Origin of the sequence: uncultured Nostoc sp. (genome assembly GCF_964245575.1) — a bacterium.
GTDB lineage: Bacteria > Cyanobacteriota > Cyanobacteriia > Cyanobacteriales > Nostocaceae > Nostoc.
Genome location: NZ_CAXTNP010000072.1, coordinates 12,791 through 28,848 on the forward strand (window position 1 = coordinate 12,791; position 16,058 = coordinate 28,848).

The window sequence follows — 16,058 nt, forward strand, 5'->3', positions numbered from 1 at the left end:
TTATGGGGAGTGGGAATTTTTAAGAGGCAGGAGGGAAAGAATTTTCTCTTTGCTCTTTTACTTGTTGAACAATACCCTTCAACCTCTCAGTAACTCTTTAAAAAAGACTGACTTTTAAAAAGAAACAGTAAATATACTCCCAGCAAGTATTATTATTCATTATTTAACAATTAAGATACATACATGATCTTACTTACGTAAGTATAGATTACTTTTTCCGCAAAAATCCTTTTGCGGTACTCCTTTGGAGTCAATCTGTGAATGCATCCTACCATCTGATCAGGAGACTTATGTCTATAAGTTTATTCAAAAACCATCTAAATAGAATTTTTTCTAAATTTTATAATATTTGTTATGAAAATTATAAAGGATTGACTAAAAATCCGAGATGGCTTTTAATGCGTAAAATTGCCCGATTTAAAACTGGGCGAACTATAATGATATTTTTGTTAAACCCCTCAAATAAATTATATTCATCAATTGTTAATGATAGAAATAGTTGTTTTACAGATGTGAATGTAGACGACGTTGTTAACACCCTCAAAACTGAAGGATTATATTTGGGAATTAATTTACCCCAAGAGATTGTTAAAGAAATAGTCGATTTTGCTCATTCAACAGTTTGTTATGGCAATCGAAAAACAAATATGGGTTTCTTTTACCATCAAAAGCAACAAGCTCAAATCAAGTCAGGAAAACATTTTATCATCGGTAGTTATTTTAATACGTCTTTGCTTTGCCCTGCTATAAAAAAACTTCAAAATGATCCAAAGTTATTGGCAATAGCTGCTAGATATTTAGATACTCAAGCAGTACATCAAGGGAATATGATGTGGTGGAGTTTTTCAGGAGAAACAACGGATCATCAAAAAAGCCAAGCTGCTCAATTGTTTCATTACGATTTAGACGATTATCGGTTTCTAAAGTTTTTCTTTTATTTGACTGATGTAGATGATAAAAGCGGGCCTCATATCTGTGTTCGTGGTAGTCACAATAAGAAGAAGCTGTCACATCTTTGGCTACGTAAACGAGAGACAGATGAAGAAATCATCGATTATTATGGTTCTGAATCTTTAGTAAAGATTTGTGGCAAAGCTGGTTTTGGATTTGTGGAAGATCCGCTTTGTTTTCATAAAGGAATTACTCCTACTCATAATGACCGTTTAATATTACAAATAGAATTTGCCCGAACTGACTATGGAATGCAGCACGACTTCCGAGCATCTTCTTTACTGAAATGTATTTAGGTAACTTATGTGGTAAGGAGTTTACTTTTTCGTTTCCACAATTGTAACCCTAATGTAACAGCAAAAATACTTAATTTAAATATTGTTGGTCTTTATTTTTACACTAATTGGGTGTTTGCCGAACAAAAGTATTCTGGAAATCAACTGGTAGTCTTTCACCACTGTCTGAGATATTTTCTCAGAAGAGATACACGGATTCCAAAAGAAATCAACTAGTTTAAGACCACGTTTGAGATTAACTATTTTTAGTTAAAGGAATTACTTTATGTTTGCCTAAATTTCCTGAATGTAAATCTAGATGAAATGCTTGCCAAAAGCTATTACCAACAATGGTATTGGCAATTTTGTTGGGCAGGTACGTGTAAATAAAATTCCCTTTGGCAAAAGTTTTTTGGGGAAGCGATCGCACAATAACTGCCAAATGTAACGGATTGCAACGTATAATGAGAATCGACAAAACCATTAAGAAATATTGAAGGGCATTAGGGTTAAATGCGAGTAGCGATCGCGGGTGCTGGTCTAGCAGGACTTTCCTGCGCGAAATATCTCACGGACGCAGGTCACACTCCCATTGTCTTGGAAAGCCGGGACGTATTGGGTGGTCTTGTTGCGGCGTGGAAAGACTCTGACGGCGACTGGTACGAAACCGGGTTACACGCCTTCTTTGGGGCATATCCTAATATGCTCCAATTGCTCAAGGAGTTGGGCATTGAAGATAGACTCCAGTGGAAAGATCATACGTTGATTTTCAATCAACCAGACAAGCCTGGAACACTCTCACGTTTTGATGTTCCAGATATTCCATCTCCTTTTAACGTGATTGCGTCGATTCTTCGCAACAAAGACATGTTGACTTGGGAGCAGAAGATTCGGTTTGCAGTTGGCCTACTTCCAGCAGTGGTTCGGGGTCAGAAGTATGTTGAAGAGATGGACGAGTATAGCTTCTTAGAGTGGTTGAAAAGGCAAGGTGTTGACGAGCGGGTAACTAGTGACGTTTTTATTGCCGCATGTAAAGCGCTCACCTTTATCAATCCTGATGAAGTTTCGGCAACGATTCTGTTAACTGCACTAAATCGCTTTTTGCAAGAACGGTATGGCTCCAAGATTGCATTTTTGGATGGTTCTCCCACAGAACGTCTATGCAGCCCGATCGTAGATTACATCACAGAACGCGGTGGAGAAGTGCGGTTAAAAGCCCCATTGAAAGAGATTTTGCTCAACGCCGATGGCACAGTGAAAGGATACTTGATTCGAGGGTTAAATGGGGCAGAAGATGAAATTTTAACTGCTGATGTGTATGTATCTGCCATGTCGGTTGACCCATTGAAAGTCATGTTGCCTAAACCTTGGAAGCTTATGGAGTTTTTCAAGAAGCTAGAAGGCTTGGAAGGAGTACCAGTGATTAACCTGCATCTGTGGTTTGACCGGAAACTTACAGAAATTGATCACTTGCTTTTTTCGCGATCACCCCTCCTAAGCGTTTATGCTGATATGAGCAATACCTGCCGTGAATACGCCAACCCCAATCGCTCAATGCTGGAATTAGTTCTAGCTCCGGCAAAAGATTGGATTGCCAAATCTGATGAGGAGATTGTGGCTGCAACGATTGCTGAGTTGGAAAAACTTTTCCCCGACCACTTTGGGGGAGACAATCCAGCAACATTGCTGAAATCTCATGTGGTGAAAACGCCGCGTTCAGTTTACAAAGCGACCCCTGGTCGTCAACAGTACCGCCCCGCACAAGTTACGCCCATTGCCAACTTCTATCTCGCCGGAAGTTATACCATGCAACGCTACTTAGGCAGTATGGAAGGTGCCGTACTTTCTGGTAAGCTGACAGCGCAGGCAATTTCTGAGGCTCTCCCGGTAGCAAATTCCTCAAACCTGCAAACGCTCACCCGACCGCCCGCAACGAATGCTGCAACTGCCTGATTCCCCCCCGCGCATGAAAACGCTGGTCTCTGTAGACGAGTCATACAAACTTTGTCGGCATCTCACAGCAAAGTATGCCAAGACTTTTTACCTGGGTACTTTGCTCATGAGTCCGGTAAAACGTCAATCTATTTGGTCAATTTACGCTTGGTGTCGCCGTACAGATGAATTGGTAGATGGCCCCGCATCTGCTATTACCACGCCAGAAACCCTAGACCTATGGGAACAGCAGCTGGAATCGATTTTTGCGGGACAGCCATTAGAAAATTACGATGTCGCTTTAGTTGATACCCTCCAGCGCTTTCCGATGGACATTCAGCCCTTTCGGGATATGATTGCCGGTCAGCGCATGGACTTATATCGCAGTCGTTATGAAACCTTTGAGGATTTATACCTCTACTGTTACCGCGTTGCTGGCACTGTTGGCTTAATGTCAACAGCAGTTATGGGTGTAGATACCACTATATACACAGCTCCGTGGCATCAGAACAAACAACCTTATGTTCCCACAGAAGAAGCGATCGCTCTGGGAATTGCTAATCAACTCACCAACATCCTGCGAGATGTGGGAGAAGATGCCAAACGAGGACGGATCTACATTCCCCTTGAGGACTTGGCAAAATTCAACTACACCGAGCAAGACTTTTTCAAAGGTGTGGTAGATGATCGTTGGCGGGCACTCATGCGCTTTCAAATTGATCGGGCCCGCCAATTCTATAGCACATCCGATCGGGGAATTACTTATTTAGCATCCGATGCCCGTTGGCCCGTGTGGGCAGCATCAATGTTATACGGACAGATTTTGGAGGTGATTGAACGCAACGATTATGATGTGTTCAGTCAAAGGGCTTACGTTCCCCAGTGGAAAAAGTTACGCACTTTGCCCGTGGCTTGGATGCGATCGCAAGTCCTTTAAAAAATTAGTCCTTGGTCATTAGTCCTTAGTCCTTAGTGTTTTGTAAATAACCTACAACCAATGACTAATGACTATTGACTCTCCCAAACAAATCTGGTAACATTCATATTCGTGAGTCATGGAGAGGTGGCTGAGTGGTCGAAAGCGGCAGATTGCTAATCTGTTGTACGGCAGGCAACTCCGTACCGAGGGTTCGAATCCCTCCCTCTCCGTTTTCCAGCCTTTGATACACAGGATATATTCTGTGTAAAACAATAATATTGATGTAATGGTAAATATTTCTACTCCCAAAGATGGATGATATGATTTATCTTTTGGAGTCCTGATAAGATCCAGCTAACTTAGAAATCTAGTTTGAATCTTACTTTTAGGCTCCTAAATATCTGAGGAGTCAAAGTTACTTATGAGAAAAATTAGCGCCGCCTTAACCTTCAGTATAGCGACCCTAGCAATTGGGTTCCTAGTTGGGGCTTGTGGTGATAATAGTACCCCCAATGGCACAGCTAACAACGGAAGTACTGCTACCCCAGCGGCAAACTCAACTACTACAAGCAGTGATAAAGGGCTAAAAATTGGTTCCTTGCTACCGACAACAGGCGACTTGGCTTCTGTCGGACAGCAGATGCTAGGTTCTGTCCCTTTACTCGTCGATACCGTCAACGCCTGCGGTGGGGTGAATGGCGAACCAGTTACCTTGGTGCAAGTAGACGACCAAACCGACCCCAGAGCCGGTGCTGCCGGTATGACCAAACTGGCAACTTTAGATAAAGTAGCAGGTGTAGTTGGTTCCTTTGCCAGTAGCGTCTCTAGTGCAGCAGTCTCCATTGCCACGCCGAATAAAGTCATGCTGGTTTCCCCTGGTAGTACCAGTCCTGTCTTTACTGAAAAAGCTCAAAAAGGCGACTATAAAGGCTTTTGGGCGCGTACCGCTCCCCCCGATACCTACCAAGCACTAGCTTTAGCCCAACTTGCCAGTAAAAAAGGTTTCAAGCGAGTTTCTACAGTTGTGATTAATAACGACTATGGCGTTGGCTTTGAAAAAGCATTTGTGCAAACTTTTGAAAAATTGGGTGGCACTATTGTTAATAAAGATAAGCCTGTCCGCTACGACCCAAAAGCCCAGACATTTGATACAGAAGCGGCTGCTGCTTTTGCTGGTAAACCAGATGCAGTCCTAGCTGTACTGTACGCTGAAACTGGTAGTTTGTTCCTGAAAGCCGCCTATCAGCAAGGTGTGACAAAGGGAGTGCAAATTTTACTCACAGATGGGGTCAAATCACCTACTTTTCCCGAACAAGTTGGCAAAGATGGTGATAAATTTATTTTAACCGGAGCGATAGGTACAGTACCCGGTTCCAATGGTGAAGCACTAGAAGCTTTCAACAAGCTGTGGAAAGATAAAAAGGGTGGTGCGCCAGGGGAATATGCTCCTCAAGCTTGGGATGCGGCCGCCTTATTGACGTTGGCTGCACAAGCTGCTAAAGAAAACACAGGTGTTGGTATAGCCAGCAAAATCCGTGAAGTGGCTGATGGGCCTGGTACGGAAGTTACCGATGTCTGCGAGGGACTGAAGTTACTTAAAGATGGTAAAAAGATTAACTATCAAGGAGCCAGTGGCAACGTAGATGTTGATGCTAACGGCGATGTCGTCGGTGTTTACGATGTCTGGACAGTAGGAGACGATGGCAAAATCAAGGTAATTGATAAAGTTACCCCTAAGTAAAAAGTTAGGAGTTATGAGTTAAGAGTTAGGAGTTATGAGTAAAATATTACTAACTCATAACTTCTAACTCCCTAACTCCCTAACTTTTAAAAGCCAGTAAAGTTGTAACCAACTCCTAACAACAAGCCTACATCAGTTTCATCGAAAAATCCGGCATTCACAGCAGCCGTTGCAGTAAATTGAGGAGTTAGAGGCACATCAATGCCACCAGATACCAAAAAGGCTAATTGCGAATCATCACCAGTTTTGTAAGCTGCACCCACTCCAACATAAGGTGCGATCGCTAACGGTTCGCTAAAAGCATCTGCTGACTTGAAGTTAAAATCATAGGTGACAGGAAGTAAAATTGTGGTGTTGTCCCCAAATACGGCTGAGGGTCGCACCGATATAGCATTTGTCAATCCAATTTTGCTGACTACTGCGAAGTTACCGTCGCCCAAAGATGAGTCCCCACCATTTAAACCAATGTTAGCAGCGACGCCAATATAGCTGCTGCCGCCACGAGTAGTTCTACCTAAATCAATATCCGATTGCGCTACTTTAGGAGCGGATGGTTGAGAAGTCGTTTCAGAAGTCGTTTCAGAAGTCGGTTGCACAAACTCAGAGGTAAGCGTTGCAGATGAGGTTGCCACTGTGCCTGGAATGGGTGTAGGCGTTACACTGGCGTTTTCCTGTATCGCAGCGTTTGGGGGCTGCTGTACCTTAGCTAAATTTGTTGCTGTAAATGTTTCAGTTGTTTCTGTAGAGAGATTTTGGCTTACAGTGTCTAGTTCTGTACTAAACTCGTTGGGAGACGCTACGGTTGCAGAAGGGTCGGTTAATGCTTGACTGCTCACCTTGTTAACTGTCTGGGCACTTGCAGATAAACCGCTACTCAGGACTGTAAGAGCAGCTATACTTGGCAACCAAAAAACACCTTTACGAAAAAAAATAGTATTCACGTTCACTCCTAAAACAATATTGCCACGAAAAATAAAGGGTTTTGTTGATTAAAGTCAACAAATTCGGGCAATACTCAAAATTTAACATCAAAAAATTGGTTTTTCCATTCTGACTTTACTGGATTTATCTAGTTAATATTTACTATCAAAAAAATTAAATACCATATCCTAAATATCTGGATTTTGGCAGATGACAAAAATTATTTTTGCTTTAGGCAAAGAGTCTATTTGTTAAGGAGGTGATTAGGATTGCGAAAACTTTTAACAAAAAACTTAGCCTATATCAACACCTAGCTCCTTAGTCTTTGTGCTAACTGTTAAGCACATTGGCTTCAATGTAGTAGGGTGCGTTATTGGGATGGTGCGTTAGGCTACGGCATAACACAACGCCACTTACTACCCTGCGGGTTCTCCAAAGGAGTACAACGCGGGAAACTCGGGTAACGCAGTGCATACGTGTCAACTTAATGTAAAAGTCATATTCCGCAAGAAACTGAAGTTCCTTGCTAATAATAAAAGTCATCTCTTGATGACTAAGATATACCCAAAAATCTAAAGTCTACTTCAGTAGACTTTAGCTAAAAGCCAAAGAACTTTAGTTCGAGGCGGGTGAGTCAGCTAACAGTTAAATTATTTCGTAGCACAAGAGAAGGGGAGAATTCCAGCTAACGACGACTACAAAAGAAAGGCTTTCCGTAGCGTATGGTTGGTGTATTTCTGTCATGCTGTACTAGAAATTGCGCTTTGTAACAAAAAAAGTTTATTGTGAAGTTATATTACGAAGCTTGCAAAAATATTTAGAAATTGTCTACAAGGCAAACATAGTTCTAACGTAGAACCTATTAGGAGAGACTTGAGGCAAATGTGATGAGCGGAAATAATACTCAAAAATATCGGTTTGTCTGTACCCTGACTTTCGGTGATATCTACGGTCAAATAATTGTTTGGTTGATTACAATTACCCTAAGTTTGGCATCAGCCTTGGCGCTTATGGGTGCCAAGCGACCCGTGTACGCTTTAGCAACAGCTGGTCTTGTCGTTCTGCTATCGCTACCTTTCTTGTTGTTTGCGTTTGTCACTACCTTGTTAAATCATATTGAAGTCACTCCTGTAGGGCCTGGAACCAAAATGGAACCCATACCAGGTAATGTGTCTCAGCAACAACCTGTACAAGCGACTAGCTGAAGAGTTAGGAGTTAGGAGTTAGGAGTAGAGACGCGATTAATCGCGTCTGTACAGGAGTTAGGAGTGAAAACCTAACTCTTCATTTTTAACTTTTCCTTCCTAATTTCAAAATTTGTGATAAAATCCCTGTCTAAAGGCAGGGATTTTTTTGTAGAGATGCAACGCACTACCTGATTAATCACCTCTTTACAATAGAACAGCAAGGGTTTGCAATCAGGGGCTAATTATGCTGGAACACGATGTGATTATTGTCGGGGGTGGATTGGCGGGATGTCGCGCTGCTGTAGAAATTGCCCGCACTGACCCTAATTTAAATATTGCTGTGGTTGCCAAAACCCACCCAATTCGCTCGCACTCGGTGGCGGCTCAAGGTGGTATGGCTGCATCGCTGAAAAATGTTGATTCAGAAGATAGTTGGAAAGCACATGCTTTTGATACTGTCAAGGGTTCTGATTACTTGGCAGACCAAGATGCTGTGGCAATTCTCGCCCAAGAAGCGCCAGATGTGGTAATTGACTTGGAACACATGGGCGTTTTGTTCTCTCGCTTACCCGATGGGCGCATTGCCCAACGGGCTTTTGGCGGACATTCCCACAACCGCACTTGCTACGCAGCTGATAAGACCGGTCACGCGATTTTGCACGAATTGGTTAACAACCTGCGGCGTTATGGGGTGCAAGTTTATGAAGAATGGTATGTGATGCGTCTCATTTTGTCAGAAAATGAGGCGAAGGGTGTGGTAATGTTCCATCTTTTGGATGGACGTATAGAGGTGGTGCGAGCCAAGGCAGTGATGTTTGCCACAGGGGGCTATGGTCGCGTTTATAACACTACCTCTAATGATTACGCTTCTTCTGGTGATGGTTTGGCAATGACTGCGATCGCAGGTTTGCCTCTAGAAGATATGGAATTTGTCCAATTTCATCCCACTGGCTTATATCCGGTAGGCGTGTTGATTTCAGAAGCGGTACGGGGTGAAGGGGCGTATCTGATTAATAGTGAAGGCGATCGCTTTATGGCAAACTACGCACCCAGTCGCATGGAACTGGCTCCTCGTGATATTACCTCACGAGCGATCTCTTACGAAATTCGCGCCGGACGTGGTATTCATCTTGATGGTCGTGCTGGTGGCCCCTTTGTCTATCTGGATCTACGCCACATGGGCAAAGAAAAAATTATGAGTCGCGTCCCCTTCTGTTGGGAAGAAGCACACCGTTTGGTAGGTGTTGACGCGGTAACTCAACCTATGCCAGTCCGCCCGACAATTCACTATTGTATGGGTGGTATCCCAGTTAACACCGATGGTCAAGTCCGCAGTAGTGGTGATGGTTTAGTTGATGCCTTCTTTGCTGCTGGTGAAACATCTTGTGTTTCCGTACATGGTGCTAATCGCTTGGGGAGTAATTCTTTGCTGGAATGTGTCGTTTATGGCAAGAGAACTGGGGCTGTGATCGCGCAATTTGTCCAAAAACGTAAGTTGCCCTCTGTAGATGAGCAACGCTATGTAACAGAAGCCCAGCAACAAATTCAAGCTTTGCTACAACAACCAGGAAAGTATCGCATTAACCAAGTTCGTCAAGCCTTCCAGGATTGTATGACTGAGTACTGCGGTGTTTTCCGCACTGAGGCATTAATGAGTGAAGGGTTACAAAAATTAGAAGAAATACAACAGCAGTATCCGCAAATTTATTTAGATGACAAAGGTAGTTGCTGGAATACAGAACTTGTGGAAGCTTTGGAATTGCGAAGTTTGATGGTAGTGGGACAGACTATTTTGGCATCAGCCCTGAATCGTCAGGAAAGCCGTGGCGCTCATTTCCGTGAAGATTATTCCGAGCGAGATGATATCAACTTCCTCAAACACACAATGGCTTACTATTCACCAGCAGGAATTGACATCCAATATCGACCGGTGGCGATTACCATGTTTGAGCCAAAAGAGCGGAAGTATTAGCTAGAATTTCGGGGGTAGGGTGATATAAAAATTTTCCTATCTCCCCGCTTTTTATATAAACTCTATATTTTATATATAAAATATAGCTACTGTTTAAGTCAGCATTAGACTCTACTTGACCGAAAAATGTTTTAAAGTCATAAATATAGATGTTATAAAAACCTCACTGCATATCTTTGCACCGAGGTTTTTATAATCTTAAGTCTTACAGCCTATTTTTGACTCCAAAAGAGTTTACCCTTTTTACCAGGATGCGCTGCTCCCTCTTTATTAGGCCATTCAAAGTGTATTTCAATTGGTAATTTCAGGTTTTTCATCAAGTGTAACGTGTTACGCCATGCAAGATTTGCACCTACTCCCTGCACTGAAACATTTGCCTTTGGTAGGTAGTGAAAACCATCCTCATTTTTTTCACCTTGAACGACATGGAAGCGGGTAAGTTTAATCAAATCCTCTACGGACATCCCTTGTTGAATAGCAATTTCGTGCGTTTTATCCACAATTTTATTCCAATTTGGTTTATCAATTTTCTGATCATCAATTAACGCCCGCAGCACTCTGGTATGGCGCAGGTTACTAGGAGTGTCAGGGTCAAGAATTTTATAATTCTCTGTCTCAGAATAATTTTCAGTTTTAGAATAATCTTCTATTTTATAGTCTTGCTGAGATTTTTCACGTGCATCATGTTCATTCAATAGCTTCTCAATAACAGTGATAAGTGTGTCCTCTAAAGGGACAGCAATGGCTTGAAGCCGCTTGTAAATAAGATCGGGTATTGTAACTACTGGCATCATATTCTATAGATTAATCAAGCCTCATATATAAAATATATCATATTTAACTTATACAATTATATTATATAAGTTTATGATATAGTTGAACTCGCTATAGCGACTACGGAATTTGCCGTTAGACCATTGGAAGTTCCGGACAGATGTAGTAACTCGGTGATGTAAAATCCTGGAGATAGTAAAAGGTGATTAACAGAGTCTGAATAGAATGGTACAGAATAGGAAGTCAACGGTTGTCATCACTGGCGCCTCTTCAGGGGTTGGTTTGTATGCAGCAAAAGCTCTTGCTGAAAGGGGATGGTATGTAGTTATGGCCTGTAGGGATATAGCGAAGGCACAACTTGCAGCGCAATCTGTGGGAATCCCCCACCAGGGGAGCTACACCATCATGCATATCGACCTTGGCTCAATGGATAGCGTTCGACAATTTGTGAATAACTTCCGAGCAAGCGGTAACTCCCTAGATGCTTTGGTATGTAACGCCGCAATTTACATGCCTTTGTTAAAAGAGCCACTGCGAAGCCCAGAAGGATTTGAGTTAAGTGTTGCTACAAATCACCTGGGACATTTCCTTTTGTGCAACCTAATGCTAGAGGATTTAAAGAAGTCATCTTCAGAACCAAGGCTCGTGATTTTGGGAACTGTCACCCACAATCCAGATGAACTGGGTGGGAAGATTCCGCCGCGTCCTGACTTGGGCGATTTGCAAGGCTTTGCAGAAGGATTTAAAGAGCCAATCTCAATGATTGACGGAAAGAAATTTGAACCTGTTAAAGCTTACAAAGACAGCAAGGTTTGCAACGTGCTGACTATGCGGGAACTGCATCGGCGCTATCACGAGTCAACCGGTATCGCCTTCAGCTCTCTCTATCCGGGATGTGTTGCAGAAACGCCGCTATTTAGAAACCACTATCCTTTATTTCAGAAAATCTTCCCTTTATTCCAGAAGTACATCACTGGGGGATATGTGTCTCAAGAGTTGGCGGGAGAACGCGTTGCTGAGGTAGTTGCCGATCCTGAGTACAATCAATCTGGTGCTTATTGGAGTTGGGGAAATCGCCAGAAGAAAGATGGCAAGTCCTTTGTTCAAAAGGTTTCTCCTCAAGCCCGCGATGATGAAAAAGGCGATCGCATGTGGGAACTAAGCGCCAAGTTGGTTGGACTAGCATGACCGAACAGAATGCAATAATTTGATTTTTACTTGATAATGATCTCTCAAGGTGAGGTGAGTGATGGCAAAGGTAAAACGCAGCGTTGGAGAAGGTTTTGGTTCACCGTTCCACGCGATGCTGATGAATCAACAGAACATCGCAAAATTTACATACTAAAACGTGAGACTACACCTCTGACAAAATTAATACCTGCCAATTCTTAGAGTTCGTAGGGTGCGTTACACTCTGTTAACGCACCGATGTTAATTGTAAAGATATGCGAGAAATTATCTAACCATTTTCAATGGAAAGTGCCATGTCTTCCCTAAAGGCGCATTCCCAAACGCTATATGACACGGATTACTTGCAATGGATACAGACGACTGTGGAAAAATTGCAAAGTCATGACTACGCGGACGTGGACTGGGAAAACCTCATTGAAGAAATTGCCGACATCGGAAGGAGTGAGCGTCGGAGCCTCAAGAGTAATCTGATTGTAATTCTGGTGCATTTGCTCAAATGGCAATTTCAGCCTGAAAAGAGAAGCGGTAGCTGGGAAGGAAGCATCATTGAACATCGTAGACGTGTTAAAGAAGCTCTAGATGATTCGCCTAGTCTCAAATCTTATATTGAGAGCGTCTTTGCAGAGTGTTATGCACAAGCGGTTAAGCAAGCAAAAGCTGAAACTGGCTTGTTAGTGGAATCCTTTCTTCTGGTGTGTCCATATCAGCTACCAGAAGTCACAAATGATGAGTTCTTACCTCAGTAAGCCACTGAATCAGGCTTATTTGCGCTTCGTTCTCTGTAAAGTTATAGTTATACTTCTCCATTCCCTACTCTTGACTTCTACCTGTAACAAATGTATGATCAACTCGCATAGAAGGGGAGTAGCTGCTGGCAAAAAACATAAAAGCCAGTACATCTGAATCAACATACTGGCGATGAGCCTGGTTCAGGTGGCAAGTAATCAATATTTGAAAGCGAGACCTTCACTAAGTTCACACCGAAAAGTGTAAACTTGGTGAGGTCTTTTGGTTCTCATCAAGCTTCACATCGGTAAACGATTCTTCAGGAGCTTGAGAGAGTGTTAACAGCTTTTACCGCAGCTTTATTACTAATTACAGTTTCAGAACTAGGTGATAAAACATTTTTTATTGCTGTGATTTTGGCAATGCACCACCCGCGGCGGCTGGTATTTATAGGTGTGACAGCTGCTTTAGCCGCAATGACAATCCTTTCGGTGCTATTTGGACAAGCGGTATCTTTGTTGCCAAAAGTTTATATTCATTACGCTGAAATAGCTTTATTTATTGCCTTTGGTATCAAGCTTTTATATGACGCTAGTAAGATGTCTCCTGCTGCTTGTGATACAGAAGTTGTAGAAGAGGCCGAAGCTGCTGTGAAAAAAGCAGATTTGGAGTTACCAAAGCAAAAGACTTCCTTGGCAATTATTATAGAAGCCTTTGTGTTGACATTTATGGCAGAGTGGGGCGATCGCACCCAAATTGCCACCATTGCCTTAGCCGCAGGTAATAATCCCATTGGAGTGACAATAGGTGCAATTTTAGGACATGCCATTTGTGCTGCGATCGCAGTTATCGGCGGCAAAATGATTGCCGGACGCATTTCTGAGCGTCAACTCACCCTGATTGGCGGATGCCTATTTCTAGTCTTTGGTGTCGTTAGTGCCATTGAGGGAGCGTGAGGGGATGAAGACGCGGTGACACGGGGACAAACAAGAGACTTATTCAATAATTCCTCTTTGTCCCCATTCCCTATTCCCCACTCCCTACTCCCCACTCCCCATTACTTAGGCGTACTTTTCAATGAAGGCGTGGGAGATGCAACAGGATTAGGGATGGGGGAAACCGTAGCTGCGTTCTTAATTTCATCTTTGTACTGAGGAGGTGCTAAAGCTGCGGCGCTATCAAACAAAAGTTTTGCATCTGCGTCTTTGCCCTGTTGTTTCAAGAGCATCGCTTTGGCCACAACGGGGCGAAAATCCTTGGGATCTTTCTTAATTGCTTGGTCATATGCAGAGCTAGCTTGAGCATAGCGTTTCTGGGAAGCGTGAACAGAACCTAATAGAACCTGCACGGCTACTGTATCTACACTTCCAGGCTGAATTGTATTTGCTTGGGCTGCCTTAGAAAGGGTTTCTTGCAGCAAACCAATGGCTGCTTCCGGGCGTTGCTGACTGATTAACAAAGCCACCATTCCTTGTAAAGCTTTCAAATCGCCTGGTTTAGTCTCCAAAATCGAGCGATAAGCTTGAGCAGCTCCTTCGCGATCGCCAATTTGTTGTTTGGCTTGAGCCAGTAGCACTGAATATTCTGACTGTTCGGGATTCAGCTTCGCTAACTTTTCTAAAGGTTCAATGACAACTTGGATATCAGCTGGTTTTACCTCACTTTTTTCTTTTTGACTTAGTAATTGTAGCCGCGCCCGTAATAAGCCCTTAAGCGCAGTCTGATTTTCTGGTTCCCTTTGCAAAACCAGTTCATAACCCCGTACTTCGTCTTCCAGTTTTGATCTTTGGTCAGCAGAGGTCAAAGTGCCTCTGGTGCTAGCGGTATTCTGGTTTGAGGATGGCGTATTATTAAATGCTCCAATTATGGGAATCACCGAAACACCCACAAAAGCAAGAATTGCCACTGCCAAGACGACTTGAACTATCCAACGATTGCGCGGTTGAGACACAGTTTTGTCTTTCTCCTAAATTTTAATGACATTATCATTTACACAAATCGTAAAGTTAAAAATTTCCAAAACTTTGCGGAATACTGCCAATTGCCTGTGAATTTTATAACAATTAACTATTTACACTGCTAAAGTAAGTGATGACTTTAGGAGGAGCCGTCAGAATTGTAGCTATGATATGCTTCCGAAACTAGTGTAAAGGCGCTAAATTACACGTTTAGTGTTTATACACTCAATTTAGCGCCTTTAGTATTGTATAGAGTACCCTAGTGGGACTTTGTGAAAAGCAAATATACTTTCATCAGTCGCACAAATGCTCTTTCCAGCTGCCTTTGTAAAATCCCACAATGGGATGTGTCTCCGCCGCAAGGAGTTTTTATGAATTCCGACCTGATGCCGTTGCCTGAATCCTCCAATTCTTCTGTCTCTAACCAGGGCCCAACTAACATAGGGGCAGCTGCTAATGTTCATATAGCAGCCAAGTCCTCTAAACCTGAAAATTCGCCTGTTAACCCCATCGAGACTGACTCAAATGGGAACTTAGTCAATCGACAGCAACCGATTCCGCCTCCCAGTGAGCCGATGCAATATCGAGCGATCGGGTTAGTTAGAGGTCGCTATCATGCTAGTAGCGAACAATTTACTCAAGGAACGCTGCTGACTACTGATGGTGTAGAACTCAATGCCGTCCTCCTAGGCCGGATTATGAGCTTAGTCAAGAATCACCTAGACTTAGAAAAAGAACACTTGTGGGTAGTATATCCACGTACAAGACAAGAGAATGATACCTTGCACATCCAAATCGTCGGAGTTTGGGAGCCAGAAAACCTGGCAAAAAACTCAACAGATGAAGACGAGTTAGACTTGGAGTTGCAAGAGTTACAGACACCCGATGATGGCTTATCCGAAAACTCTGAACTAAGTACAATTCCCGTAATTCCCTCATCAGAAGTTGCAGATGGTGGTTTTTCTGTTCGTGGTGAGGTAGTATACCAATCTTTTGACGCTAAGAGCTTGGTAGTCAAAATTAGGCAGGCTGCACGTAAACCAACTGAGAAACCCAAGTATTTTAAGTTGAAATTGAGGGGTGTGCTGACCACCAAAGCAGTAGGAAAGTTCTGGGACTTCCAAGCCAAGAGAGAAGCTGACGTTTTGATAGTAGAAAAAGCTGAGGCGATCGCTGACTTGCCCAAAAAACGCAAACCACCATTCAAAGGTGGCCCTCGTGCTGGCGGTGGCGGTGGTGCTGGTGGTAGAAAACCATTCCCCCCCAGACGTAGTGGCGAAACCCCACGTCCTATTAAGAAAACAGGCGCAGGCGGCGACACCTCTGTGGTGTCAAAACCTATACCCAAAACGCCCGCTCCTAAGCCCATAAAGCGACCGAAACCGGCTCAAGAGTAGGGAATTGGGAATAAGGGATTTGGGATTGGGTACTGAGGATTAGGGATTAAGGATTAGATTAAATATTAGGGTTCAACTAATTTTTTCCAGTCCCCAGTCCCCAGTCCCCAGTCC

15 protein-coding genes and 1 tRNA gene are annotated in these 16,058 nt (G+C 43.1%); 12 read left to right on the forward strand and 4 right to left on the reverse strand.

Annotation, left to right across the window (positions count from 1 at the left end; translation table 11 throughout):
• Positions 1-290 precede the first annotated feature (290 nt).
• Positions 291-1,247, forward strand: a complete 957-nt coding sequence (locus ACFFAP_RS13805; protein WP_375511734.1) for a phytanoyl-CoA dioxygenase family protein — start codon at positions 291-293, stop codon at positions 1,245-1,247.
• A gap of 235 nt (positions 1,248-1,482) precedes the next feature.
• On the opposite strand, the gene ACFFAP_RS13810 is transcribed toward ACFFAP_RS13805, so the two are convergent.
• Entirely contained in the window at positions 1,483-1,710 is a 228-nt protein-coding gene (locus ACFFAP_RS13810) for a hypothetical protein (RefSeq protein ID WP_375511735.1), read from the reverse strand.
• A 29-nt stretch (positions 1,711-1,739) separates the two neighbouring features.
• Here ACFFAP_RS13810 and pds point away from each other — a divergent pair, with 29 nt between their 5' ends.
• From pds to ACFFAP_RS13830, 4 genes are all read left to right on the forward strand, one after another.
• Positions 1,740-3,179, forward strand: coding sequence for a 15-cis-phytoene desaturase (gene pds, locus ACFFAP_RS13815; RefSeq protein ID WP_375511736.1), 1,440 nt, complete (start codon positions 1,740-1,742; stop codon positions 3,177-3,179).
• Positions 3,163-4,095, forward strand: a complete 933-nt coding sequence (gene crtB / locus ACFFAP_RS13820; RefSeq protein ID WP_375511737.1) for a 15-cis-phytoene synthase CrtB — start codon at positions 3,163-3,165, stop codon at positions 4,093-4,095. The genes pds and crtB overlap by 17 nt, the downstream gene beginning before the upstream one ends.
• A gap of 120 nt (positions 4,096-4,215) precedes the next feature.
• A tRNA-Ser gene (locus ACFFAP_RS13825) sits at positions 4,216-4,307 on the forward strand.
• A 191-nt stretch (positions 4,308-4,498) separates the two neighbouring features.
• Positions 4,499-5,818 carry an ABC transporter substrate-binding protein gene (locus tag ACFFAP_RS13830; protein ID WP_375511738.1) on the forward strand — a complete coding sequence of 440 codons (1,320 nt, stop codon included), beginning with the start codon at positions 4,499-4,501 and terminating at the stop codon, positions 5,816-5,818.
• Between the two features lie 86 nt (positions 5,819-5,904).
• Here the strand turns inward: ACFFAP_RS13830 and ACFFAP_RS13835 are convergent, their stop codons facing one another.
• Positions 5,905-6,759 (reverse strand): hypothetical protein, encoded by an 855-nt coding sequence (locus ACFFAP_RS13835; protein ID WP_375511739.1) that lies wholly within the window; start codon positions 6,757-6,759, stop codon positions 5,905-5,907.
• Positions 6,760-7,626: 867 nt separating this feature from the next.
• Here ACFFAP_RS13835 and ACFFAP_RS13840 point away from each other — a divergent pair.
• Positions 7,627-7,944 carry a hypothetical protein gene (locus ACFFAP_RS13840; RefSeq protein WP_273765957.1) on the forward strand — a complete coding sequence of 106 codons (318 nt, stop codon included), beginning with the start codon at positions 7,627-7,629 and terminating at the stop codon, positions 7,942-7,944.
• Between the two features lie 226 nt (positions 7,945-8,170).
• Positions 8,171-9,898 carry a succinate dehydrogenase/fumarate reductase flavoprotein subunit gene (locus ACFFAP_RS13845; protein ID WP_375511740.1) on the forward strand — a complete coding sequence of 576 codons (1,728 nt, stop codon included), beginning with the start codon at positions 8,171-8,173 and terminating at the stop codon, positions 9,896-9,898.
• Positions 9,899-10,110: 212 nt separating this feature from the next.
• On the opposite strand, the gene ACFFAP_RS13850 is transcribed toward ACFFAP_RS13845, so the two are convergent.
• Positions 10,111-10,692, reverse strand: coding sequence for a T4SS efffector SepA family protein (locus tag ACFFAP_RS13850; RefSeq protein WP_375511741.1), 582 nt, complete (start codon positions 10,690-10,692; stop codon positions 10,111-10,113).
• Between the two features lie 205 nt (positions 10,693-10,897).
• Between ACFFAP_RS13850 and ACFFAP_RS13855 the strand changes: the two genes are divergently transcribed.
• The 4 genes from ACFFAP_RS13855 (at position 10,898) to ACFFAP_RS13870 (ending at position 13,545) form a co-directional block, all read left to right on the forward strand.
• A complete protein-coding gene (locus tag ACFFAP_RS13855) occupies positions 10,898-11,860 on the forward strand; it encodes a protochlorophyllide reductase (RefSeq protein ID WP_375511742.1) in 963 nt (320 codons plus the stop codon).
• A 36-nt stretch (positions 11,861-11,896) separates the two neighbouring features.
• The gene (locus ACFFAP_RS13860) at positions 11,897-12,064 is read left to right on the forward strand and encodes a hypothetical protein (protein ID WP_375511743.1); all 168 of its coding nucleotides are present in this window, start codon (positions 11,897-11,899) and stop codon (positions 12,062-12,064) included.
• Between the two features lie 92 nt (positions 12,065-12,156).
• Entirely contained in the window at positions 12,157-12,609 is a 453-nt protein-coding gene (locus ACFFAP_RS13865) for a DUF29 domain-containing protein (RefSeq protein ID WP_375511744.1), read from the forward strand.
• 315 nt (positions 12,610-12,924) lie between these two features.
• Complete coding sequence (locus tag ACFFAP_RS13870; protein ID WP_375511745.1) at positions 12,925-13,545, forward strand: TMEM165/GDT1 family protein; 621 nt, start codon at positions 12,925-12,927, stop codon at positions 13,543-13,545.
• 101 nt (positions 13,546-13,646) lie between these two features.
• Here the strand turns inward: ACFFAP_RS13870 and ACFFAP_RS13875 are convergent, their stop codons facing one another.
• Positions 13,647-14,540 (reverse strand): tetratricopeptide repeat protein, encoded by an 894-nt coding sequence (locus ACFFAP_RS13875; protein WP_375511746.1) that lies wholly within the window; start codon positions 14,538-14,540, stop codon positions 13,647-13,649.
• Between the two features lie 378 nt (positions 14,541-14,918).
• On the opposite strand from ACFFAP_RS13875, the gene ACFFAP_RS13880 reads away from it, so the two are divergent.
• Positions 14,919-15,944 (forward strand): hypothetical protein, encoded by a 1,026-nt coding sequence (locus tag ACFFAP_RS13880; RefSeq protein WP_375511747.1) that lies wholly within the window; start codon positions 14,919-14,921, stop codon positions 15,942-15,944.
• Positions 15,945-16,058 lie beyond the last annotated feature (114 nt).

Bases quoted from the DNA above. Each gene is read 5' to 3' on its own strand.
- ACFFAP_RS13855 (WP_375511742.1), top strand. From the start codon at position 10,898: ATGGTACAGAATAGGAAGTCAACGGTTGTCATCACTGGCGCCTCTTCA.
- ACFFAP_RS13845 (WP_375511740.1), top strand. From the start codon at position 8,171: ATGCTGGAACACGATGTGATTATTGTCGGGGGTGGATTGGCGGGATGT.
- ACFFAP_RS13805 (WP_375511734.1), top strand. From the start codon at position 291: ATGTCTATAAGTTTATTCAAAAACCATCTAAATAGAATTTTTTCTAAA.
- ACFFAP_RS13860 (WP_375511743.1), top strand. From the start codon at position 11,897: ATGATCTCTCAAGGTGAGGTGAGTGATGGCAAAGGTAAAACGCAGCGT.
- ACFFAP_RS13830 (WP_375511738.1), top strand. From the start codon at position 4,499: ATGAGAAAAATTAGCGCCGCCTTAACCTTCAGTATAGCGACCCTAGCA.
- ACFFAP_RS13850 (WP_375511741.1), bottom strand. From the start codon at position 10,692: ATGATGCCAGTAGTTACAATACCCGATCTTATTTACAAGCGGCTTCAA.
- crtB (WP_375511737.1), top strand. From the start codon at position 3,163: ATGCTGCAACTGCCTGATTCCCCCCCGCGCATGAAAACGCTGGTCTCT.
- ACFFAP_RS13880 (WP_375511747.1), top strand. From the start codon at position 14,919: ATGAATTCCGACCTGATGCCGTTGCCTGAATCCTCCAATTCTTCTGTC.
- ACFFAP_RS13865 (WP_375511744.1), top strand. From the start codon at position 12,157: ATGTCTTCCCTAAAGGCGCATTCCCAAACGCTATATGACACGGATTAC.
- ACFFAP_RS13810 (WP_375511735.1), bottom strand. From the start codon at position 1,710: ATGGTTTTGTCGATTCTCATTATACGTTGCAATCCGTTACATTTGGCA.
- ACFFAP_RS13840 (WP_273765957.1), top strand. From the start codon at position 7,627: ATGAGCGGAAATAATACTCAAAAATATCGGTTTGTCTGTACCCTGACT.
- pds (WP_375511736.1), top strand. From the start codon at position 1,740: ATGCGAGTAGCGATCGCGGGTGCTGGTCTAGCAGGACTTTCCTGCGCG.